We start from the raw sequence: 20685 nt of genomic DNA, 5'->3' as shown, positions 1-20685 counted from the left end.
ATGTACGAAGCGTTCTTCGGTCTGCGCGAGAAGCCGTTCGCGCTGACGCCGAACACCGGCTTCCTGGTCGAACTGCCGCCCTATCAGGCGTGCCTCAACCTGCTGCGCGTCGCCCTGGCCGAGGGGGAGGGGTTCATCAAGGTGACCGGCGAGGTGGGCACCGGCAAGACGTTGCTCTGCCGCGCGCTGCTCAACCTGCTGGACGCCGAACGCTACCAGGTCGCCTGGCTGCCGGAGCCGGCCTCAAGCCCGGCTGCACTGCGCCAGGCGCTGGCGCACGAACTCGGCATCGCCGAGGCCATGACCCTGGATGCGCAGGCCCTGCTGGCCGCGCTGCAGCGGCGGCTGGTGGAGATCGCCGCCAGCGGGCGCAGCCTGGTGCTGCTGATCGACGAGGCGCAGGTACTCGACCGCGACACCCTCGAGGGGCTGCGGCTGCTGACCAACCTGGAAACCGAGCGCAGCAAGCTGCTGCAGGTGGTGCTGTTCGGCCAGCCCGAACTCGATGCGCTGCTCGAACGCCAGGACCTGCGGCAACTGCGCCAGCGCATCACCTTCTCCTATCGCTTGACGCCGCTGGACCGTACCGACACCGGCCGCTACCTGAACGAGCGCATGGCGCATGCCGGCTTCACCGGCGGCACCGTCTTCTCGGCGGCGGCCGTGCGCCGGCTGACCCTCGACAGCGGCGGCATTCCGCGGCTGCTCAACATCCTCGCGCACAAGGCGCTGATGGCCGCCTTCGGCGAGGGCGCGCGCCGCGTCGACGGCCGCCACGTGCGCCGCGCGCTGGCGGATACCGAAGGGGCGCGCCCGTTCCTGCAACGCCCGCGCACGCTCGGCTGGGCCTGCGCCCTGGGCCTGGCCGGTGCGCTGGGGGCCGCCTGGCCCTGGTTCGAGCGGATCTCCGAGGCGCTGCGATGAGCCTGGTCAACGACATGCTGCGCGACCTGGAAGCCAGGCGCGCGCCGCAGGACGCCGGCCAGCCCTTCGCCGGCCTGAATGCGGTGGACGAGCAGGCCGGCGCGCGCCGCGCCCGTCGCGGGCGGGCCGGCAGGGCGCTGGCGATCGTCGCCGCCGCGGTGGCCATCGGCGCGCCGCTGGGCTGGTGGATGCAGCCCGCTGCGCCGGTCGTTCCGGAGGCGTCGAGCAGCGAGACGACGCCTGTGCCGGCCGAGCCGATGGCGGCACCCGCACCGGAGCCGGTCATCGAGCCGGCCGCCAGCCTGCTCGCCGTGCTGCCGCAGAACGACGGCCGGCGCTTCGCCCTGCAGCTGCTGCTCGACCGCCCGGTGAGCTACCAGCGCAGCGACGAAGGGACGCGCGTGACCCTGTGGCTCGCCGACGTCCGCTTGAGCGGCGCGGCGCAGCACGGCGAGGTGCTGCGCGACGGCCTCGGTCTTTCCTGGCGTGTGGCCGGCGAGGACGGGCGGGTGTGCGTGGAGCTCGGCGGCGACGGCCTGCAGGTGCAGGACCGTCTCGAACCGGCCGGCGACGGCTGGCAGCTGTGGGTCGAGACCTCGCTGGTGGCCGAGGCCGGCGCGCCCGAGGTGAACCTCGCCGAGCTGCCCGCCGCCGAGCCGGCCGCGGCCGACGAGGACGCCGGGTTCCCCGACTGGGCCATGCAGACGGTGCCGGTCGAGCCCGCCGAAGCGAAGGCTGCGCCGGCACCGCGGGTCGCCGCCGAGCCGGCGCCGGTCCGCGCGCCGCGTGCCGAGCTGCACATCGCCGCGCACCATCCCGACACGCTGACCGAGGCCCGCCAGGCGCTGGTCGCCGGCGATCACGCGCGTGCCGTCGAGGCGCTGGTCGCCCTGCACCGGCAGCAGCCGGACAACCCGGAAGCCGCCCGCTGGCTGGCGCGTGCCTACCTGGCCAGCGGCCGCCTGCCGGAGTTGTTGGCCTGGCTGCCCGCGGCGCTGGCCGCGCGGCCCTTCGACAGCGAGCTGCGCGCGCTGCTGGCGCGCGGGCAGCTGCAGGCCGGCGACGGCGCAGGCGCGATCGCCACGCTGCGCGAGCAAGCGCCGGCGCTCGACCGCGATCCATCCTATTTCGCCCTGCAGGCGGCCATCCACCAGCAGCTCGGCGACTGGGCCGACAGCGCCGCGCTCTACCAGCGCCTGCTGCAGCTGAGCCCGGACCAGGCCGTCTGGCGCCTGGGGCTGGCCATCGCCCTCGAACAACTGTCGCGTCCGCGTGACGCGGCCGCCCATTACCGCCTGGCCCTGCGCGGCCAGGGCCTCGACGACGACACCCGTCGCTACGCCGAAGCGCGGGCGGCTGCGCTCGCCGCCGTCAGCGGAGACACCCCATGACCCAGCCCGACATGCGCCAGCGCAAGGTGCGCATCGGCGACCTGCTGATCCAGGCCGGCCTGATCGACGACAACCAGCTGCAGCTGGCCCTGCAGGAGCAGAAGCGCACCGGCTCGAAGCTCGGCCGCACGGTGGTCGACCTCGGCTTCATCGACGAGGGTCGGCTGCTCAAGGCGCTCTCCGAGCAGTTGCAGATCCCCTTCATCGAGCTCAAGCACTACAAGCTCGACAATTCATTGACGCAGAGCCTGCCGGAAGCGGTGGCGCGGCGCTTCCGCGTGATCGTGCTGTCGCGCCAGGGCGATGGCCTGCTGGTGGGCATGACCGATCCGCTCGACCTGTTCGCCCAGGACGAGATGGAGCGCCTGCTGAAGAAGCGCATCCACCCGGCGGTGGTGCGCGAGAGCGAGCTGCTGGCGCGGCTCGACCAGGTCTACCGGCGCACCAGCCAGATCGCCTCGATCGCCGGCGAGCTGGAAGGCGAGCTGCAGGAAAGCGACTTCGACCTGGCGCGCCTGGGCGCCGAGAGCAACAGCGACGCGCCGGTGGTGCGCCTGCTGCAGACGCTGTTCGAGGACGCGGTGCAGATGAAGGCCTCGGACATCCACATCGAGCCGGACGAGGGCCTAGTGCGCATCCGCCAGCGCATCGACGGCGTGCTCAACGAGCAGGTGATGAAGGAGCAGCGGGTCGCCTCGGCGCTGGTGATGCGGCTGAAGATCATGTCCGGCCTGGACATCTCGGAGAAGCGCCTGCCGCAGGACGGTCGCTTCAACATCCGGGTGAAGAACCGCAACATCGACGTCCGCGTCTCGACCATGCCGGTGCAGTTCGGCGAATCGGTGGTGATGCGTCTGCTGGACCAGAGCGGCGCCATGTTCACCCTCGAAGGCACCGGCATGCCGCCGGCGATCCTCGAGCGCTTCCGCCGCCTGCTGCAGCGCCCGCATGGCATGGTGCTGGTCACCGGGCCGACCGGCTCGGGCAAGACCACCACGCTCTATGCCGGCCTGTCCGAGCTTAACAGCCCGGAAAAGAAGATCATCACCGTCGAGGACCCGGTCGAGTACCGCCTGCCGCGGGTCAACCAGGTGCAGGTCAACGCGAAGATCGAGCTGACCTTCGCCCGCGTCCTGCGCGCCGCGCTGCGCCAGGACCCGGACATCGTCCTGGTCGGCGAGATCCGCGACCAGGAAACCGCCGAGATCGGCCTGCGCGCCGCGCTCACCGGGCACCTGGTGCTTTCGACCCTGCACACCAACGACGCCCTCAGCACCGCCATGCGCCTGATGGACATGGGCGTCGAGCCCTTCCTGGTCGCCACCGCGCTCAACGCCGTGCTGGCCCAGCGCCTGGTGCGCCGCGTGTGCGAAAACTGCATGGAGGAGCACCGGCCGGACGCCCGCCAGCTGGCCTGGCTGCAGGGGCTGCACCGCGGCTCGCTGGAAGGCCGCAGCTTCCGCCGTGGCAGCGGCTGCCACCATTGCCACAACACCGGCTACAGCGGTCGGGTAGGCGTTTACGAGCTGCTGGAGCTGGACGAAGCCATGATCGGCGCGCTGCGCCGCGGCGACGCACAGGGTTTCACCGAGGCGGCGCGGGCGCAGGAGCACTACCGGCCGCTGGCCGCCGCCGCGCTGGACTATGCGCTGGCGGGGGTGACCAGCATCGAGGAAGTGCTGCGCGTGACCGCCACCCTGGCCGAGGACGAGGTCGCGTGATGGCGCGCCTGTCGCCCCGAGGTCGGGCCTCCCACAATAGCCATTGCTCCCACCCGATCCTGTGGGAGGCCGCGCCCGTTCCCGACGGGCTTGCGGCATTCACCACATCCTTGTGGGAGGCGCGCCCCCGCGGCGACGCAGGCGTCAGCCTGCCAATGATGACGGGCACCCATTCGCGAGCAAGCTCGCTCCTACAACAGGCGTGCACCCGTAGGAGCGAGCTTGCTCGCGAACGACGGCTCCACGACGGCCAGGGAGGACTCCGTCTATCGCCCCGAGGTCGGGCCTCCCACAATAGCCATTGCTCCCACTCGACCCTGTGGGAGGCCGCGCCCGTTCCCGACGGGCTTGCGGCATTCACCACATCCTTGTGGATTGCGCGCCCTCGCGGCGACGCAGGCGTCAGCCTGCCAATGATGACGGGCACCCATTCGCGAGCAAGCTCGCTCCTACAACAGGCGTGCACCCGTAGGAGCGAGCTTGCTCGCGAACGACGGCTCCACGACGGCCAGGGAGGGCAGCGTTGATGCCCACCTTCCACTACACCGGTCGCGACCGCAGCGGCGCCAAGGTCGCCGGCACGCTCGAAGGGGCCAGCGCCGACGCGGTCGCCAGCGAGCTTTCCGGCCGGCAGATCACGCCGCTGACCATCGAGGCCGCCGCCGAGAAGCGGCAGGCCGATGCGCTCGCCGGGCTGCGCGCCCGGCTGCGCCGCAGGCGCGTGGACCTGGACGAGCTGATCATCTTCTGCCGGCAGATGTACAGCCTGAACAAGGCCGGCGTGCCGATCATCCGTGCCATCGGCGGCCTGGCCGAGTCGCACCGCAACCTCTACTTCCGCGAGATCCTGCAGGAGGTCCGGGCGGACCTGGAGAGCGGCCAGTCCATGGCCGTGGCCATGCATGCGCACGCGAAGGTGTTCAACAGCCTGTTCGTCAGCATGGTCAGCGTCGGCGAGAACACCGGCCAGCTCGACCAGGCGTTCCGCCAGTTGGCCAGCTACCTGGAACTCGAGCGCGAAACCCGCAAGCGCATCAAGCAGGCGACCCGCTACCCGATCTTCGTGCTGGTGGCGATGGGCGTGGCGCTGGCGGTGATCAACCTGTTCGTGATCCCGGCCTTCTCCAAGGTGTTCGCCCAGTTCCACGCCCAGCTGCCCTGGGCCACGCGCCTGCTGATCGGCACCTCGGAATTCTTCCGCGACTGGTGGTGGCTGCTGCTGATCGGCCTGGTCGGCGGCCTGTACGGCTTCCTGCGCTGGATCGAGACCGAATCCGGCGCGCTGAAGTGGGACCGCATCAAGCTGCGCCTGCCGATCGTCGGGCCGATCTTCGAGCGCATCGCCCTGGCGCGCTTCACCCGCACCTTCGCGATGATGTACCGCGCCGGCGTGCCGCTGCTGCAGACCCTGTCGATCAACAGCGCCAGCGTCGGCAACCGTCACATCGGCCAGGCGATCCTCGGCATGCGCGAGGGCATCGAGCGCGGCGAAGCCCTGACGCGCACCGCCTCGGCCAGCGGCCTGTTCACCCCGCTGGTGCTGCAGATGATGGCGGTCGGCGAGGAAACCGGCGCGCTGGACGACCTGTTCGTCGAGGTCGCCGATTTCTACGAGCAGGAAGTCGACTACGACCTCAAGCAACTGGCCGACGCCATCGAACCGCTGCTCATCGTCGCCATGGGCGCGATGGTGCTGGTGCTGGCGCTGGGCGTGTTCCTGCCGATGTGGGAGCTGGCCTCGGCCGCGAGGGGCGGCGCATGAGCGCGACGCTGCGGACCTACGCATGGCGACGGACGGCCAGCCGCTCTGGCTGGGCGTTTGCACTGCTGCTTGCCGCAACGCTGGGGGTGTCGATCGGCTGGCGCATCCTGCAGGTCGGCGAGGCCCGCGCGGCCAGCGCGACGCGCGAAAGCCTGACGCTGGGCCTGGTTTCCCGGGCGGCCGAGCAGGTCGCCAGCGGCCGGTCGGGCGAGGGTGCCTGGCTGCACGAAGACCCGTTCCGGTCGCTCAGGTGGCGGCAGGACGACTACTGCGGCGAGCTGGCCGATGGCCAGACGCCGGACCGGGGCTGCTGGTACTACCTGCCGCAGCACGAATGGATTCTGTACCGCAGCCGTTTCGGCGGTTGGGGAGACGACGGGCGAGGCATCGAAGCCTATGCGCTGAGGCGCGTGCCCGGAGAGGCAACCACAGGCAAGCGGGCCGGAGAAGCCTTCGCCAGCCTGGAACTGCAACCCGTCACCGCCAGCGACCTGGCCGACTGGGCAATCCACACCAAGGAGCACAAATGAAAAGCAACAAAGGCTTCACCCTGATCGAGCTGGTGGTGGTGATCGCCATTCTCGGCATCCTCGCGGCGGTTGCGCTGCCGCGGTTCATCAACGCCACCAAGGACGCCCACGAGGCGGCCTTGAAGGGCACTGCAGGCGCACTCGCCTCGGCCGTGTCGCTGGTGCGCGCGCAGTACGAGCTCAACCGCAACGGCGGCTCGGCCGGCTGTGCGTCGTCCAACTGCCAGATCAACGTGCAGGGCTTCGGCAGCCAGGTGGTCGACGTGAACGCCAACGGTTGGCCGGTCGGCACCGGCGCGACCGGTACCCCGACGGCCACCGACGCGATGAGTGCCAACGCCTGCGTCGAGGTGTTCCAGAACGTCCTGCAAGGGGCCGCGCCTACCGTCGGCACCGCTGCCGGCAACGTCGACTACGTGGCCTCGGCCAACGGCACCCAGTGCACGTTCCGGTACCAGCTCGACGGGGCCGACGATTCGATTTCCTACAACGCCAACACCGGTGAAGTGACCTTCACCTTCAACTGAAGCAACCGAGAGTAGACACATGAAAAAGCAGCAAGGTGGTTTTACCCTGATCGAACTGATCATGGTCATCGTGATTCTGGGGATTCTGGCGGCGTTTGCATTGCCAAAGTTCGCCAATTTCAGTGGTGATGCGCGGGTGGCAACTATCCAGGGGCTCAAGGGCTCGATGCGCAGTGCAGCTGCCATCGTTCATTCAGCCTGGCTCGCGAAAGGGAGTACTGGCACCTCCGTGACTTTGGAAGATGGGAGCGTCATCACCACAACAGCGCAGGGCTATCCGATTGCCGATGATGCAGGCATAGGCAGAGCGGTTGATATGGATGGGTTTGAAAAGGTTTCTGCGGGAGTTTATAAGCCTGCCGGCTATACCGGCACCGACTGTAACGTTACATACACAATCACAACTGCCGCGCCGACGATCACTACCGGCACCTGCGGCGTTACATCGGCTAGCACCGACCCCGCCCAGTAAAAGCGGTTGCAGCCTATGGGGGCAAACGCCGTTCGGGTGGCACCCGTACCTTCGTCCGGCGGGTGTTCACCCGCCCTACGTTCGCTTGGCAATGGCAGTTGAGCAATCCATGAACGACCAACGCGGTTTCACCCTCGTCGAGCTGGTGATGACGATCGTGATCCTCGGCATCCTCGCTGCCGTGGCGGGACCGCGTTTTTTCGATCGCTCGTCGTTCGACGGGCGCCTCTTCTTCGAAGAGACCCTTTCGGCCGTTCGCTATGCGCAGAAACTGGCGGTGGCGAGCGGATGCCAGGTGGGCTTCGTCCTCGATGGCAGCGGCTACGCCCTGAAGTACGGGGGCGGGGGATGTGGGAATGGCGAGGTCGGGGACCCTTCGGGGGGCGGGGGTTATGCGCAGGCCTTGCCGGCCGGCGTGCAGGTCCAGCGTCCGCTGAGCCTGAGCTTCACCTCGCTGGGCAGCGTCGCCCAGGCGTGTTCCGGCGGGATCTGCACGGCGACGGTGGGCGGTTTTTCCTTCACCGTGCACGCGGCCACCGGCTTCGTCGAGGCGACCCGGTGACGCGCCGCCCGACCGGAACCTCCGCCTGTGGCCTGGTCCGTCAACGCGGCATGACCCTGGTCGAGCTGGTGATCACCATCGTCATCGTCGGCATCGCCGCCGCCGCGCTGTTCGCCGCCATGGCGGCCATCACCGGCCGCTCCGCCGATCCCATGCTGCGCCAGCAGAGCCTCACCCTCGCCGAGTCCTACCTGGAAGAGATCCTGCTGCAGAACTTCATGCCCACGCCCCAGCCGTCGGATTGCGGGCGGGCCTGTTTCAACGACGTGCGCGATTACCACGGGCTCGAGCAGAGCCCGCGCGATCCCAACGGCAATACCCTGGCGTCGCTGGCGGACTACCGGGTCGCGGTGGCGGTGAGCGGGCCGGCATCGCTCAACGGCGTCGCCGCACTGCGTATTCGTGTGGCCGTGACCGACCCGGCCGGGCAGTCGCTGGTGCTCGAGGGCTATCGCAGCTGTTATGGCGAATACGACGCCGCGGGGAACGATCTATGCCCCTGAGCGCGGTTGGTGTTACTGATCGCCGCGAGGGCGCGCCTCCCACAGCTTCGGCGAGCCTCATGCACGGCTTCACACTGGTGGAACTGGTGATGGTCATCGCCCTGGCCGGCGTGGTCGCGGTGATGATCGGCGTGGTGATGTCGCGCCCGCTGCAGGGCTTCGTCGACCAAAGCCGGCGGGCCGAGCTGGTCGATCTTGCCTCGGGAGCGCTATACCGCATGGCCCGCGACATCCGCGCCGCGGTACCGAACTCGGTACGGGTCACCGGCAGCGGGCAGCTCGAACTGCTGCGCAGCCCGGTGAGCGGCCGCTACCGCGCCAACCTCGACGCGGGTGTGCGGCGCAATCCGCCGGCCTGCAGCGCTTCGCCCTGCACCATCCAGGTCCTCAGCCCGGTCAGTACCGAGGAGCGCGCGCAGATCGCCGGGATGAACTGGATGGTGATCTACAACATCGGCAGCGCCGGCGCCGGCAACGGCGTCTGGCCGCCGCACGACAACGCCTCCTCGGTGATCACGCCGAAGCTGACGTTCGCCTACAGCGGCGGAAACCTGACGCTGAGCGGCAGCGCGGTGGCCGGGTTCGCCTTCCGCTACGCCTCGCCGCGGCACCGCTTCTACCTGGCCGACGCGGTGGTCGGTTACCGCTGCACGGGCGGGCGAATCCTGCGCAAGGAGTTCGCCACCCTCGGCAGCGCCGCCTCCTACGACTACGCCGACGCCGCGCCGCTGGTCAACAGCGTGCGTTCCTGCACCTTCCGCTACGAACCCGGCAACGCCATGCGCGGCGGGCTGGTGACCCTGGAGCTGGTGCTGGAACAGGCCGGCGAACGCATCTCCCTCCTGCAGCAGGTCCATATCGACAATGCGCCCTGAACGTGGCTTCGGCCTGGTGGCCGCGATGTTCCTGATCATCGTCATCGCCGGCGTCATCGCCGTCATGGCGCGGCTGGCGATCACCCAGAACGCGACCACCAGCCTCGCCCAGCAGCAGGCCCGGGCCTACCAGGCGGCGCGCGCCGGGCTCGAGTACGGCATCGTCCGTTCGCTGGCCGAGCCGTTGCAGGCGTGCTCCTCGTTCGACCTGGAAGGGTTCAGGGTCGAGGTCACCTGTAGTCGTGAAGAGACCGAGGTGCCGGAAGAGGGCCCGAATCTGGTGTTCCACCGCGTGGAGGCGATGGCCAGCTACGGCAGCCCGGGCGATCCGGACTACGCCTACCGGCAACTGACGGCAGTGGTGGAGCGGCCATGAGCGTGAAGGGCTTTTTCCGACGTGTCCGTGTGCAGCCGGGTAACGGCCGGGGCAGGGCATGTTGGCCGTTGTCGTACCGGCTGGCGGCCGTCTGCGGCCTGTGGACCGCCCTGGTCGGCGGATGGGCGCAGGCCCAGCAGTGCACCGCGGTGTTTCCGGGCGGCATCCAGAGCCATTCGCCGACCGGCAACATCCACATGGGCTACATGTCCCGGGTGTTCGGCAGCGGCCCGAGGCTGACGGCGCCGACCGTCACGCATTTCAGTGAGTACCAGGACCAGGCTGGCTTCTGCGACGGCGTGCGCTGCACCGCCACCGGCACCTATGCGGCCCAGACCACGGTGAATTTTCTGAGCGGAACCGAGGTGCCATCGACCTTTCAGAAGAGTTCGGGCGCCGGGGGCAATCTGTCCAACGGCTACATGTCGGGCACGCTGACCCGGGCGGCCGGCGACTACGGCACGGTCACGGTGGGGCAGGAGTCGACCATCCGCTTCAGTTCGAATGCGCCGGGCAGCACCTACCGGATGCGCACGGTCCGCACCGGCTACCTGTCCACCCTGGAGTTCGAAGCCGGCAGCTACTGGATCGACGGCGACCTCGACCTGTCGGCCCAAGGCTCGAAACTGCGCCGCATCGGCTCGGGGTCGGCGCCGGTGGTGCTGTATGTCAGCGGCAACGTGGATGCCGGCCAGATAACGCTGGAGGGCTTCGCCACCGGCCAGATCCTGCTCTACGTCGTCGGCAATGCCTCGTTCGGCAACAATCTGGTGTTCCCCGGCCGCATCCACGCGCGCGGCTCGGTCACTTTCGGCACCAACGCCGTCATAACCGGCGGCGTATACGGCACCTCGCTGGTCAAGGGCAACAGCGCGATCATCCGCTACACGCGGACCGGCCACGAGCATCTGTTCGGCAGCCTGGTGGCCAACGGCGACTGGTACAACGCCACCTTCGAACTGGCGCCGGGCGACTACTACTTCAACGGCGACTTCAACCTGGCGGTGCAGACCACCATCCGCAAGCTGTCCGGTACCACCGGCAAGGTGCGCATCTTCGTCAACGGCAACATCGACGTGTCCTACGCGGCCAGGTTCGAGGGCTTCGGCGCTGGCGAGCTACTGCTGTACTCGACCGCCAACGTCAACATCACCAGCCAGACCGACATGCCGGTATTCGTCTACGCGGCGCGGGACGTATCCATCAGCTTCAGCAGCAACGCGCGCTTCAAGGGCGGTATCACCGGGCGCAACATCAATGTCGGACAAAACACCCAGGTCGAATACGCGACCCCGACGGACCTCGGGCCGTTGTGCACCGACCAGCCGTCCGTCCCCGTCGTCCACCACTACCGGCTGATCTACGACCCCACGGCGCTGACCTGCGGCTCGCTGAGCGTGACGGTCAGGGCCTGCGCCGATGCCGACTGTTCCTCGACGCCCACCTCCGCCTCGACGGTGACCCTGAGCCCGAGCGCCGGCTGGGCCGGCAACCCGCTCACCTTCACCGGCAGCACCACCACCACGCTGGCAGTGCGCACGCCCGGGGAGGTCATGCTGGGCCTGGCTTCGGCCTCGCCCGGGGCGAGCAACGGCCTGGTGTGCAGCACCAGTGGCTGCAAGGTGACCTTCCTCGACAGCGGCTTCCTGGTCAGCGTGCCGAACCTGATCGCCGGCCGCCCGCAGAGCGCCACCATCGCCGCGGTGCGCAAGGATGACCGCAGCCAGGCCTGCGTGCCGACCTTCGCCAACGTCTCGCGCACGCTCGGCCTCGCCACCCGCTACCAGAACCCCACGACCGGCACGCGAACCGTCACGCTCAACGGCTCGGCGACCACGGCGAGGCTGGCGTTCGACGCCGGCGGCGTGGCCACCGCGACGGTGAACTACGAGGACGCCGGCCAGGTGGCGCTCGACGTCAGCTATAGCGGCAGCGGCACCACCGGGGACCAGGGCCTGAGCATGACCGGCAGCGGCTCGTTCGTCGCCAAGCCCTACGGCCTGTGTATCACCCCCGACAGCGCCACCTGCAGCGTCGCCGGCGTGAGCGGCAACTGCACGGTGCTGGCCGCGGCCGGCGATGCGATTCCCATCCGGGTGCGCGCCGTGGGCTGGCAGGGCACCACCGTCAACGGCGTGCAGACCGGCGAGGCGCTCGACGGCGAGGCGCTGTGCGCGGGCAACGTGGTCACCCCGAACTTCCAGCTGTCGAACATCGGCCTGCGGCTGTCGCTGGAGGCGCCGGCGGCGGGCGTGGTCGGCAGCAGCACGCTGCCGGCGAGCTACGACCATGCGCTGGGCACGCAGACGAGCCTGAACGGCAACGGCGGCGTGTCCTTCTCGGAGGTCGGCGTGTTCCGCATCGCCGCCAGGACCAGCGCCGAGTACATGGGCATGGGACACGTCGGCGGCGACGGTACGGCGCCAGGCAGCAATGCCGGCCAGGACAATCTCAGCCGCTATATCGGCCGCATCGTGCCGGCCTACCTGGACGTTGCTCCGAACACGCCCCTGCTGCGGCCGGGCTGCGTGACCGATGCCGCGACCCAGACGGGCTTCAGCTATCAGGGCGAGCCCATCGGCTTCGCCGTCGATCCCAGGCTCGACGTGATCGGCAGGAACCGTTCGGGTGGCACCACCACGAACTACGACCGCGGCGATTTCTGGCGGCTCGCCTCCGATTTCGCCCATGTCCCGCTGTTCGGCAGCAGCGATGCCGACGTCCACGACAATGCGCGGCTGGGCGGCAGCACGGGCTTCACGGTGGAGGTGAGCGATCCGCAGCCGGGCGACGGTTCGCGCGAGGCGAGCATCCGCGACCGCACGCTGACCTACGCGCGCAACCGCTATGCACCGCTGCCCAGCGATGCGGCCTTCCGCCCCTGGCTGGCGCTGAGCTTCCCGGCCGCCTCGCTGACCGACCGCGACGGCGTCTGCCACAAGTCCGGCGACACCTCGGCCTCGGCTGCCTGCCAGCCGTACGTGCTGGACGACATCGGCTTTCCCGGCGCGGACAGCCAGCTGCGCCTGGGGCGGGCGCGGGTGGAGAACGCCAACGGCTCGGAGCTCGCGCCCCTCGGCCTGCCGGTGGTCGTCGAGAGCTGGCAGGGCAGCTATTTCGCCCCGAGCGCGGACGACAGCTGCAGCGTCCTGCCGCAAATGCCGGTGCCGGTGCTGAGCGACTACACCAACAACCTGAACGCCGGCGAAACCACGCCGACGGTGACGAGCGCGGGGACTTTCCGTTCCATCGAGCTGAGCGCGCCGGGGGAGGGCAACGAAGGCAGCGTGCGCGTCACGCCGACGGTGCCGGAGGTGCTGCGCTACGACTGGAACGGTTCAGGCAGTTTCCAGGATCCTTCCGGGCTGGCGACCTTCGGCATCTACAAGGGCTCGCCGCCGCTGATCTTCCGCCGCGAGATCTATCGCTGAGATCGATCGAAGCAGGGCGCAAGCGCAGCCCGTGCTGGCCGCGTTCGCGTTGCCGTCCGGAGTGAACGGCTCGATCACGAGAGCGGGATCCAAGTCCGGGCGGTGCCTTGTCCGAGGCATGGCGGTGGCACGAATTTCTCACGCGACTGGCGCACCGGTCTTTCCCCGTAACTGCTCCACCACTTCGATGAACGAACCGAGCAACAGGCTCGAGCGGCGCTCCTTCAGGCAGTAGAGACAGGTCTCGATCCAGACGGGCTCACCGCTGAAGTGCACCAGGCGCAACCGGGGATCGGGGCTGTACTCGCCTTCGGAGACGGCTCCGATGCCCATGCCGCGGATGACCGCTTCGCGCAGCGCCTCGCGGCTGCCGATCTCCATCGCGAACGCAAGCGGCACGCCGGCGGCCTGGGCCGCCTGCTCCAAGGCCTTGCGGGTGACGGAGCCGCTTTCCCTCTGCAGCAGCCGCTCGCCTTCGAGTTCGCGAATATCCACCTGTCCGCGTGATGCGAACGGGTGCTCGACGTTCACGCACAGCGCCACCGCATCCCGGGCATAGGGGATCACCTCGTAGCCTTCCGCTTCGTGAAAACGGGCCAGCACGGCGAGATCGACGGTGTACTCCTCCAAGTCCTTGAACACGCTTCCGGAGTTGCCGACCTTGATGGAGATATCGATCAGCGGGTAGCGCTTGCGGTAGGCATCCACCATCTCGATCGCGTGAAAGGGACTGACCGCGCCCAGCTTGAGGTGACCGGCGTTCAACTGGCCACTGTCATGCAGCAGGCTGTTGGCCTCGATTTCCAGGGCACTCAGCTTTCGTGCGATCGGCAGCAGCCGCAGGCCTACATCCGTGAGCTCGATGCGGTGGCCGCGACGAATGAACAGCTGGACTCCGTGCTGTTTTTCCAGCCCCTGCACCTGGGTCGTCAAGGTGGGTTGACTGACTCCGAGCAGGCGCGCAGCGGCGCTGAAGCTGCCGCATTGGGCGACGGCGAGAAAGGCGCGGATTCTGATCGTGGACATCTATAGCTTTTATATATAGCTGATTGAATAAAACAGGATCGAATTGATATGGAGGTGTAACAGCCCTTTCTTACCATTGCTACCTCTTCACCACTAGTTCGACCGTCGCCTCTCCGTCGGCGGAGCGTCCTGATTTTTCAATCAACCAAGGAGTGACGAAACATGGCTATTGAACTGGAAGACATCCGCACGTTGTTCGAGACCTACGGCCCGCGATCCTACGGCAGCGAAGCGGTCACGCAATTGGAGCATGCGCTGCAGTCCGCGTATCTGGGGGAACAGGAGGGCGCATCCAAGGAACTGGTGGTCGCGGCATTTCTGCATGACCTGGGGCATATGCTCGGGTCGAACAAGGGGCGGGATGCAGACGCTACGAGGAAAAACGACGACCTGCACCAGTTCGTGGCGCTGCCATTCCTACGGCCTGTTTTCCCCGGCGCCGTAGTCGAGCCCATCGGTCTGCACGTCGAGGCCAAGCGTTGTTTGTGTGCCATCGACCCCAGCTATCATGCGGGGCTGAGCCCGCAATCGGTCCGCTCGCTCGAACAGCAAGGCGGTATCCATACGCCGGAGCAGGCGGCCGAGTTCCAGCAAAAGCCCTTCGCCGCCGATGCGCTGCGGCTGCGCCGCTGGGATGACCTCGCCAAAGTGCCGGGCGCCTCCACGCCTCCGTTCGAACATTACTTCTCCATGGTCTCGGAGTTGTATGGCAGGCAGAGCAGCGTGGCCTGAGAGAAGCGGGATATCCATGCCTATCGGTGTCCTGCTGGTCGTCCTGCTGGCCGCGTTGCTGCATGCGAGCTGGAACGCCATCGTCAAGTCGAGCCGGGACAAGTTTCTCGACATCGTATTCGTCACAGCCAGTGCCGCCGCGCTAAGCGCGGCGGTCGTGCCGTTGCTGCCGCTGCCCGCGAGCGGCAGTTGGGGCTACATCGCCGTATCGGCGGGCATTCATGTGCTCTACTTCGTTCTGATCGGTGCGGCCTATCAAAGTGGCGACATGGGACATGCGTACCCACTGATGCGGGGTGCTCCGCCGCTGATCGTTGCCCTGGCGAGCGGCCCACTCATCGGCGAGCAACTGAGCCTCAGCGCGTGGAGCGGGGTGCTGATTGTCTGCGCGGGAATTCTAGGGCTGCTACTGGCCAATCCCACGTCGCTGAGCAGCGGCCGCACGACGTGGTTGGCGTTGTTGAATGCAGCAACCGTCGCCGCGTACACCTTGGTCGACGGTGCGGGCGTGCGCCTGTCCGGGAACCCGGCCGCCTATACGATGTGGATGTTCCTCCTCACGGCGATCCCGATCCTGGCATGGGCGGTCTGGCACCGGAAGGAGGCGGCGCTGAAGCATCTGCGTGCCCGCTGGCCTCTCATGCTCATGGGCGGAGCATGCTCCCTGGGAGCCTATATCCTCGTGTTGTGGGCAATGACGCATGCTCCGATAGCGATGGTCGCTGCCCTGCGGGAAACGGCGATCGCGTTCGGCATTGCAATATCGACGTTCGTGCTTCGTGAACACGGCGGCTACCATCGGATCTGCGCCGCGTTCGTCATTCTGCTGGGTGCAGTGGCCTTGAAGTTCTAATTGGGAGCGGTTTCTGCGTCTGGATTGAAGTGGGTCGCAGGATAAATACGAAGTTTGAAAACAGGCTCTACCGGAAGATTAACGTGCCAGATGGATGCCGGTGCCGACCTGGTTGTTCGAACAACAGCGGCACTGCGCAGGAACAACTTTCAAGGGGGCTGGTAATGTTCTCAATCGTTCCCATGACGATCGATGACTATGACTCGGTCATGGATTTGCTGAGGAAGACGCCCGGCGTCACCTTCCGCGATGCCGACTCTTATGAAAACACTCGCCGCTACCTGGAAAGAAATCCCGAACTGAGCCTGCTGGCGAAAGTAGGGGATGAAACAGTGGGCTGCATCATGTCGGGTCATGACGGGCGCCGCGGGTATCTTCAGCACCTCGTCGTTGCGCCGATGCACAGGCGAAAAGGTATCGCGAACGCGCTTGTCGAGGCCTGCCTGGCTCGCCTTGCATCACTTGGCATTACCAAGAGCCATATCGATGTGATCAGGACGAATCTTGACGCCCAGAAGTTTTGGGAAAAACAGGGATGGAATTTAAGGGAGGACATTTACCGTTATTCGTTCATTCGTAACGGTGGCCCGGATTCCTAGCGACTATTCCAAAACGCCATCTCGAGGCCAGGTGCGCGAAGCGCGCGGGGGAATGGAGAGCGAACATCGATTGGCTGAACGTCGAGGCTTCGCGCACGCACTCGATGTCAGCAGCGTCGAATTCCCGCGCCGGCGGCGGGACGATTGTCGAGCGTGCGCCTCGTGACCTTGCCGATGGCTGCTGCTTCGAACCTGCGTGGCGCTCGATGAGCGGCCCTTTTCGTCGGATGTAAAAGAGGGGAATCCCCGGCCTGCCTGTACCAAGGTCCCCGAAACTTGGGTTGCAGGAACCAATGCAGGGGATGTGCCAGTTTTTTCTCAGGCGCCGAAGCAGGCAGGCAGGGAGGCTGCGAACATCGTCGCTGAAAGCGCTGCAAGCCAGGGATTCAGCGGGCTCCGGCGGTTGCTTCCGAGGCTGTGGCGGCACGGCCCATGCTCGCGCGTCGTCGGCGATTGCCGACGAGCGGCGCAGCCGGGCCTGCAGGGGCTGCGCGCATTCTGCGCAGAACGGGGGCAACGCAACGGCACCGTGCTCCGTCGCGATGCGTCTCAGTCCTGCGCCGGCCAGAGGCGGATCGGCGCGCCTTCGGCGGGCCACAGGCGCAGCTGGTCGATGTTGGAGATGTCCCAGCGCTCGACCTGCCCGAGGGTGTCCAGGAAGCGCTGTTCCTGGCGCATGATGGCTTCCGCGCAGAGCTTGCGGGTGCTGCCCAGCTCGCTGAAGCGGATACGTTCGCCTTCCAGGCTGTAGCTGCCGAACCAGTGGTTGCACCCGGCGCTGCCGAAGGCGCGGCCGTCGTCGCCGAGCACCAGCGACAGCGGGTGGCGGCCGATCACCGGGGCGTCGCCGACCCATTCGGCGATGTAGGTGACTTCCGGCTGCAGCCGGGTCGGCTCTACCGCGCAGCCGCCCAGGCCGAGGGCGAGCAGGGTGCAGAGGGCGAGCCGCTTCATGCCCGGCCCTCCCGGCAGGCCGGGCAGAGGTGCCGGTCGCCCTCGCGGCCCCAGCCCAGTTCGCCGATGCGCGCCTCGGCGGCGGGCTCGCGAGCGGCCTTGCCGAGCGCGGCATCGACCGCGAACTCGAAGTCCAGGCGCTTGCCGCAGGCATCGCAGTCGACCTGCCAGTTGAGGATTTCCAGCTCGCGGAACACCGGGCCGCTGGCTACCGCGTGCCACTGGCCCGGCGGATTGATTAGATGACGCACCTTTTCAACGGTCAGCGATTGCGACAGCTCGCGGCTGCCGCGGAGGGTGACCAGCAGGGTGTCGCCGACCGCGATGGAACCGCCGGTGCCGGTGACCTGGTAGCGGCCCGGCGCCAGGGCGCGGCATTCGGTGAGGGTGTGGGTCGGGTCGAGCAGGGAAAAGCGGAAATCGTGGACGGCCATGGCAGGGCAGGGGTATCGGAGGCGGAATGCGCAATGCTATCACGCCGGGGCGCACCTGCCGGGCCCGTCTGGCCATGATGAATCGGTGCGCGCGACGCACCCTACGATTCGGCCATCGTGGGAGCAACTGTCTTGACCGCGAACGAGCTCGTACCATCATTCGCTGCCAAGGTCGTACCCAAGAGACGCGCCCCTGGCTGACGATGTCGCCGCGAGGGCGCGCCTCCCACAGGGTTCGGCATGCACTCGTCCCCTTTGTGGGAGGCCCGCCCTCGGGGCGATGAGCTCTGTGAGAGCGGTCTCGACCGCGATCGGGTGCGGGATGTTCGCGGTCATGACCGCCCCCAGCGCGCAGCTCGGGCGCCGTTCAGGCGTCCGGCTTGCCGCCGAAGGTTTCGGCGAAGAAGCGCTTCATGTCGTCCCAGGAGCGTTTGTCGGCGGCTTCGTCGTAGGCCACGTCGACGCCCTTTGCCTGGAAGGCGTCCGCGCCGGGATTGCTGAAGCCGTGCTTGGCACCGGGCAGGCTGACCAGGCGAAAGTCGGCGCCGGCCTGGATCATCTCGGCGGTCAGCGCCGCGGCGTCGTCGGAGCTGACCATGCTGTCGGCGGCGCCGTGCTCGACCAGCACGCGCGCCTTGACGCTGCCCGGTACCGCCCGCGAGTCGGTGGCCAGCGCGCCGTGGAAGCTCACCACGCCTTCCAGCGGGACGCTCTGGCGCGCCATGTCGAGCACCACCTTGCCGCCGAAGCAGTAGCCGACCGCTCCGATCTTCAGCGGGTCGGTCTGTTCCTGCGCCTTGAGCAGGTCCATGCCGGCGGTGAAACGATGGCGTGCGGCGTCGGCGTTGGCCAGCGCAGCCTTCATGAAGGTCATGGCGTCCTGTGGGTGCTCGGTGTTCTTGCCCTCGCCATACATGTCGATGGCCAGCGCGGCGTAGCCGAGTTCGGCGAGGTCGCGCGCCCGGCGCCTGGTGTAGTCGTTCAGCCCCCACCATTCGTGGACCACGACGATGCCCGGGCGCTTGCCGTCGACGGCGTCGTCGTAGGCGTAGTAGCCGACCAGCCGGGTGCCGTCCTCGGCGGTGTAGGGAATTTCCCGGGTCTGGACTTCGGCATGGGCGAGGGCGCTGCAGAGCAGCAGCAATCCCGGCAGGCAGTGGCGCATCATGGCGGTCTCCTTGCGGTCGAAGGGCTATGGCGCAAGCATAGCGGTTGCGCCGAAAGCTTAGGGCTCCGGCGCGCTGCAGGGTTCCGCGCTCTCTGCGCCGTACGCGGCTGGCGACCGGTCGCTGCCGCTGATAGCCTTCGCCACCTTTTTCCGGACCGGTCGCCGGGAGCCGCATGAGCACAGCCACCGACATCTCGAGCCATCTCAGACGCGGCACCGCGCCGTATCGCCGAGCCACACTGGCGCTGTTCTGCGCCGGCTTCGCCACCTTCGCCTTGCTCTACTGCGTGCAGCCGCTGCTGCCGTTGCTCGCCGCGCATTTTTCCGTGTCGGCCGCCAGCAGTGCCCTGGCGCTGTCGCTGACGACCCTGAGCCTGGCGCTGTTCCTGCTGGTCTCCGGCGCGCTGGGCGAAAGCTGGGGACGCAAGCCGGTGATGGCGGCGGCGCTGGGCATCGCCATCCTGCTCGGGCTCGCCTGCGTGCTGGTGGACAGCTGGCACCTGCTGCTGGTGCTGCGCGCCTTGCTCGGCCTGGCGCTGAGCGGTCTGCCGGCGCTGGCGATGGCCTACGTCGGCGAGGAATTCGAGCCCGAATCGCTGCCGGCGGCGATGGGGCTGTACATCGGCGGCACCGCCCTCGGCGGGCTGCTCGGGCGCCTGCTGGCCGGCCTGCTCAGTGACATCGGTGGCTGGAAGCTGGCGCTCGGCGGAGTCGCCGCGCTGGGCCTGGTCGCGCTGGCGCTGTTCGTCTGGCTGCTGCCGGCGTCGCGGCATTTCCAGGCGCAGGCGCTGTCGCCCGCCGCGCTGCTCGGCAACTTCCGCACGCACCTGGCCAATCCGCGCCTGCGCCTGCTGTTCCTGCTCGGCTTCCTGTTGATGGGCGGCTTCGTGGCGCTGTTCAACTACGTCGGTTTCCGCCTTGCCGGCGCACCCTTCCACCTTTCGTCGACGGTGATCGGGCTGCTGTTCACCGTCTACCTGGTCGGCATCTTCAGCGCCGGCTGGGCCGGGCGGCTGGTGCCGCGCCTGGGCGCGCGGCCGGTGCTGCTCGGCGGGATCGGACTGATGCTGGTCGGCGTGGCGCTGTGCGCCACCGTCTGGCTGCCGGCCCTGGCGCTGGGGCTCGGGCTGTTTACCCTGGGATTCTTCGCCGCGCACGCGGTGGCCAGCGGGCAGGTCGGCTACCACGCGCAGGGCGCCAAGGCGCAGGCCTCGGCGCTGTATCTGTGCGCCTACTACCTGGGTTCCAGCCTGGTCGGCTACGCGGCGGGCTACGTGTGGGAGCACTTCGGCTGGCTGCCGTTGCTGGCGGCGCTGGGCGGGCTGTTCCTGATCGCGGGTTGGCGCGCGTGGCGTCTGTAGGGTGCAAGGCCACCCTGTTCCGTTGTGCCAGAAGCTCGATATGGCGAGCCTGAGCCGGGCAACAGCCAAACCCGACGCGTGGCTCGCTACCTGCGGCATCGGGGATTGGTGGGCTGAAGCCCACCCTACGGGCTATGTGTCATTTGCATCGGGCGACTGTAGATACCGTCTTGAGCCCTAGTGGGCAAGGGCCAGTTTAGGGTCGAAAGGCTGGCCGGATTTCAGTACCCCATAGGCGATGTGCAATAGCTTGCGCATGGCGGCACAGACGATCTGCTTGCCGGTCTTGCCCCTGGCTTTCAAGCGGTCCCGCAGAGCGCTGATGGCGGCGTTGTGCTTGAGCGAGCAAACAGCCGGCATATAGAGCCCAGCCCTCAGGCGAGACGAGCCCGTTCGAGATATGCGCGTCTGGCCCTTGTAGGTGCCGGACTCCTGCAGCTTGGGGTTCAATCCGGCAAAGGCGGTGATCGCACGGCCACTTCCG

At 67.9% G+C, this 20685-nt stretch carries 21 protein-coding genes; 16 read left to right on the top strand and 5 right to left on the bottom strand.

The features are described 5' to 3' along the window. From H610_RS0119335 to H610_RS0119280, 12 genes are all read left to right on the top strand, one after another. Positions 1–924 (top strand): ExeA family protein, encoded by a 924-nt coding sequence (locus H610_RS0119335; RefSeq protein ID WP_028241195.1) that lies wholly within the window; start codon positions 1–3, stop codon positions 922–924. Continuing rightward, the gene (locus H610_RS0119330) at positions 921–2315 is read left to right on the top strand and encodes a tetratricopeptide repeat protein (RefSeq protein WP_028241194.1); all 1395 of its coding nucleotides are present in this window, start codon (positions 921–923) and stop codon (positions 2313–2315) included. The genes H610_RS0119335 and H610_RS0119330 overlap by 4 nt, the downstream gene beginning before the upstream one ends. Further along, positions 2312–4036, top strand: a complete 1725-nt coding sequence (locus tag H610_RS0119325) for a GspE/PulE family protein (RefSeq protein WP_028241193.1) — start codon at positions 2312–2314, stop codon at positions 4034–4036. The genes H610_RS0119330 and H610_RS0119325 overlap by 4 nt, the downstream gene beginning before the upstream one ends. 526 nt (positions 4037–4562) lie before the next feature. Next, a complete protein-coding gene (locus H610_RS0119320; protein ID WP_028241192.1) occupies positions 4563–5798 on the top strand; it encodes a type II secretion system F family protein in 1236 nt (411 codons plus the stop codon). Further along, a complete protein-coding gene (locus tag H610_RS0119315; protein ID WP_152529130.1) occupies positions 5795–6328 on the top strand; it encodes a hypothetical protein in 534 nt (177 codons plus the stop codon). The genes H610_RS0119320 and H610_RS0119315 overlap by 4 nt, the downstream gene beginning before the upstream one ends. Continuing rightward, the gene (locus H610_RS0119310; RefSeq protein ID WP_028241190.1) at positions 6325–6855 is read left to right on the top strand and encodes a type II secretion system protein; all 531 of its coding nucleotides are present in this window, start codon (positions 6325–6327) and stop codon (positions 6853–6855) included. Before H610_RS0119315 ends, H610_RS0119310 begins: the two co-directional genes overlap by 4 nt. 19 nt (positions 6856–6874) lie before the next feature. Further along, entirely contained in the window at positions 6875–7327 is a 453-nt protein-coding gene (locus H610_RS24245) for a pilus assembly FimT family protein (protein WP_051231873.1), read from the top strand. Between the two features lie 109 nt (positions 7328–7436). Further along, positions 7437–7889 carry a pilus assembly FimT family protein gene (locus H610_RS26145; RefSeq protein ID WP_028241189.1) on the top strand — a complete coding sequence of 151 codons (453 nt, stop codon included), beginning with the start codon at positions 7437–7439 and terminating at the stop codon, positions 7887–7889. Further along, positions 7886–8392, top strand: coding sequence for a type IV pilus modification PilV family protein (locus H610_RS24240; RefSeq protein ID WP_236614328.1), 507 nt, complete (start codon positions 7886–7888; stop codon positions 8390–8392). The genes H610_RS26145 and H610_RS24240 overlap by 4 nt, the downstream gene beginning before the upstream one ends. A gap of 59 nt (positions 8393–8451) precedes the next feature. Beyond that, entirely contained in the window at positions 8452–9267 is an 816-nt protein-coding gene (locus tag H610_RS0119290) for a PulJ/GspJ family protein (protein WP_028241188.1), read from the top strand. Further along, positions 9257–9643, top strand: a complete 387-nt coding sequence (locus H610_RS0119285; RefSeq protein ID WP_028241187.1) for a hypothetical protein — start codon at positions 9257–9259, stop codon at positions 9641–9643. The genes H610_RS0119290 and H610_RS0119285 overlap by 11 nt, the downstream gene beginning before the upstream one ends. 68 nt (positions 9644–9711) lie before the next feature. Next, positions 9712–13074, top strand: a complete 3363-nt coding sequence (locus H610_RS0119280; RefSeq protein WP_028241186.1) for a DUF6701 domain-containing protein — start codon at positions 9712–9714, stop codon at positions 13072–13074. A 138-nt stretch (positions 13075–13212) separates the two neighbouring features. Here the strand turns inward: H610_RS0119280 and H610_RS0119275 are convergent, their stop codons facing one another. Continuing rightward, the gene (locus H610_RS0119275) at positions 13213–14100 is read right to left on the bottom strand and encodes a LysR substrate-binding domain-containing protein (protein WP_028241185.1); all 888 of its coding nucleotides are present in this window, start codon (positions 14098–14100) and stop codon (positions 13213–13215) included. 162 nt (positions 14101–14262) lie between these two features. On the opposite strand from H610_RS0119275, the gene H610_RS0119270 reads away from it, so the two are divergent. The 3 genes from H610_RS0119270 to H610_RS0119255 all read left to right on the top strand — a co-directional run bounded on the left by H610_RS0119270 (position 14263) and on the right by H610_RS0119255 (position 16284). Then, positions 14263–14832, top strand: a complete 570-nt coding sequence (locus H610_RS0119270) for a phosphonate degradation HD-domain oxygenase (protein WP_028241184.1) — start codon at positions 14263–14265, stop codon at positions 14830–14832. Between the two features lie 16 nt (positions 14833–14848). Next, positions 14849–15685, top strand: coding sequence for a DMT family transporter (locus tag H610_RS24235; protein WP_043239103.1), 837 nt, complete (start codon positions 14849–14851; stop codon positions 15683–15685). A 164-nt stretch (positions 15686–15849) separates the two neighbouring features. Continuing rightward, positions 15850–16284, top strand: coding sequence for a GNAT family N-acetyltransferase (locus H610_RS0119255; RefSeq protein ID WP_028241182.1), 435 nt, complete (start codon positions 15850–15852; stop codon positions 16282–16284). A gap of 549 nt (positions 16285–16833) precedes the next feature. Here the strand turns inward: H610_RS0119255 and H610_RS0119250 are convergent. The 3 genes from H610_RS0119250 to H610_RS0119240 all read right to left on the bottom strand — a co-directional run bounded on the left by H610_RS0119250 (position 16834) and on the right by H610_RS0119240 (position 18837). Continuing rightward, positions 16834–17238: an META domain-containing protein gene (locus tag H610_RS0119250; protein ID WP_028241181.1), complete on the bottom strand. Its 405-nt coding sequence runs from the start codon at positions 17236–17238 to the stop codon at positions 16834–16836. Continuing rightward, on the bottom strand, positions 17235–17672 hold the full coding sequence (locus H610_RS0119245) for a hypothetical protein (RefSeq protein ID WP_028241180.1): 438 nt from the start codon (positions 17670–17672) through the stop codon (positions 17235–17237). The genes H610_RS0119250 and H610_RS0119245 overlap by 4 nt, the downstream gene beginning before the upstream one ends. Positions 17673–18039: 367 nt before the next feature. Further along, positions 18040–18837, bottom strand: coding sequence for a dienelactone hydrolase family protein (locus H610_RS0119240; RefSeq protein WP_028241179.1), 798 nt, complete (start codon positions 18835–18837; stop codon positions 18040–18042). A gap of 176 nt (positions 18838–19013) precedes the next feature. Between H610_RS0119240 and H610_RS0119235 the strand changes: the two genes are divergently transcribed. Continuing rightward, the gene (locus H610_RS0119235; RefSeq protein ID WP_043239100.1) at positions 19014–20201 is read left to right on the top strand and encodes an MFS transporter; all 1188 of its coding nucleotides are present in this window, start codon (positions 19014–19016) and stop codon (positions 20199–20201) included. A gap of 177 nt (positions 20202–20378) precedes the next feature. On the opposite strand, the gene H610_RS0119230 is transcribed toward H610_RS0119235, so the two are convergent. After that, the coding region (locus H610_RS0119230; RefSeq protein ID WP_028241177.1) for a transposase at positions 20379–20685 on the bottom strand (307 nt) is incomplete at its 5' end.

Origin of the sequence: Stutzerimonas azotifigens DSM 17556 (genome assembly GCF_000425625.1) — a bacterium.
GTDB lineage: Bacteria > Pseudomonadota > Gammaproteobacteria > Pseudomonadales > Pseudomonadaceae > Stutzerimonas > Stutzerimonas azotifigens.
This window is presented reverse-complemented; position numbering and strand designations above follow the sequence as displayed.

Excerpts from the sequence above, each read along its gene's own strand:
- H610_RS0119330 (WP_028241194.1), top strand. The coding sequence starts at position 921 with ATGAGCCTGGTCAACGACATGCTGCGCGACCTGGAAGCCAGGCGCGCG.
- H610_RS24245 (WP_051231873.1), top strand. The coding sequence starts at position 6,875 with ATGAAAAAGCAGCAAGGTGGTTTTACCCTGATCGAACTGATCATGGTC.
- H610_RS0119245 (WP_028241180.1), bottom strand. The coding sequence starts at position 17,672 with ATGGCCGTCCACGATTTCCGCTTTTCCCTGCTCGACCCGACCCACACC.
- H610_RS26145 (WP_028241189.1), top strand. The coding sequence starts at position 7,437 with ATGAACGACCAACGCGGTTTCACCCTCGTCGAGCTGGTGATGACGATC.
- H610_RS0119235 (WP_043239100.1), top strand. The coding sequence starts at position 19,014 with ATGAGCACAGCCACCGACATCTCGAGCCATCTCAGACGCGGCACCGCG.
- H610_RS0119325 (WP_028241193.1), top strand. The coding sequence starts at position 2,312 with ATGACCCAGCCCGACATGCGCCAGCGCAAGGTGCGCATCGGCGACCTG.
- H610_RS0119285 (WP_028241187.1), top strand. The coding sequence starts at position 9,257 with ATGCGCCCTGAACGTGGCTTCGGCCTGGTGGCCGCGATGTTCCTGATC.
- H610_RS0119310 (WP_028241190.1), top strand. The coding sequence starts at position 6,325 with ATGAAAAGCAACAAAGGCTTCACCCTGATCGAGCTGGTGGTGGTGATC.
- H610_RS0119250 (WP_028241181.1), bottom strand. The coding sequence starts at position 17,238 with ATGAAGCGGCTCGCCCTCTGCACCCTGCTCGCCCTCGGCCTGGGCGGC.
- H610_RS0119240 (WP_028241179.1), bottom strand. The coding sequence starts at position 18,837 with ATGCGCCACTGCCTGCCGGGATTGCTGCTGCTCTGCAGCGCCCTCGCC.
- H610_RS0119255 (WP_028241182.1), top strand. The coding sequence starts at position 15,850 with ATGTTCTCAATCGTTCCCATGACGATCGATGACTATGACTCGGTCATG.
- H610_RS24235 (WP_043239103.1), top strand. The coding sequence starts at position 14,849 with ATGCCTATCGGTGTCCTGCTGGTCGTCCTGCTGGCCGCGTTGCTGCAT.
- H610_RS0119290 (WP_028241188.1), top strand. The coding sequence starts at position 8,452 with ATGCACGGCTTCACACTGGTGGAACTGGTGATGGTCATCGCCCTGGCC.
- H610_RS0119270 (WP_028241184.1), top strand. The coding sequence starts at position 14,263 with ATGGCTATTGAACTGGAAGACATCCGCACGTTGTTCGAGACCTACGGC.
- H610_RS0119320 (WP_028241192.1), top strand. The coding sequence starts at position 4,563 with ATGCCCACCTTCCACTACACCGGTCGCGACCGCAGCGGCGCCAAGGTC.
- H610_RS0119275 (WP_028241185.1), bottom strand. The coding sequence starts at position 14,100 with ATGTCCACGATCAGAATCCGCGCCTTTCTCGCCGTCGCCCAATGCGGC.
- H610_RS0119335 (WP_028241195.1), top strand. The coding sequence starts at position 1 with ATGTACGAAGCGTTCTTCGGTCTGCGCGAGAAGCCGTTCGCGCTGACG.
- H610_RS0119315 (WP_152529130.1), top strand. The coding sequence starts at position 5,795 with ATGAGCGCGACGCTGCGGACCTACGCATGGCGACGGACGGCCAGCCGC.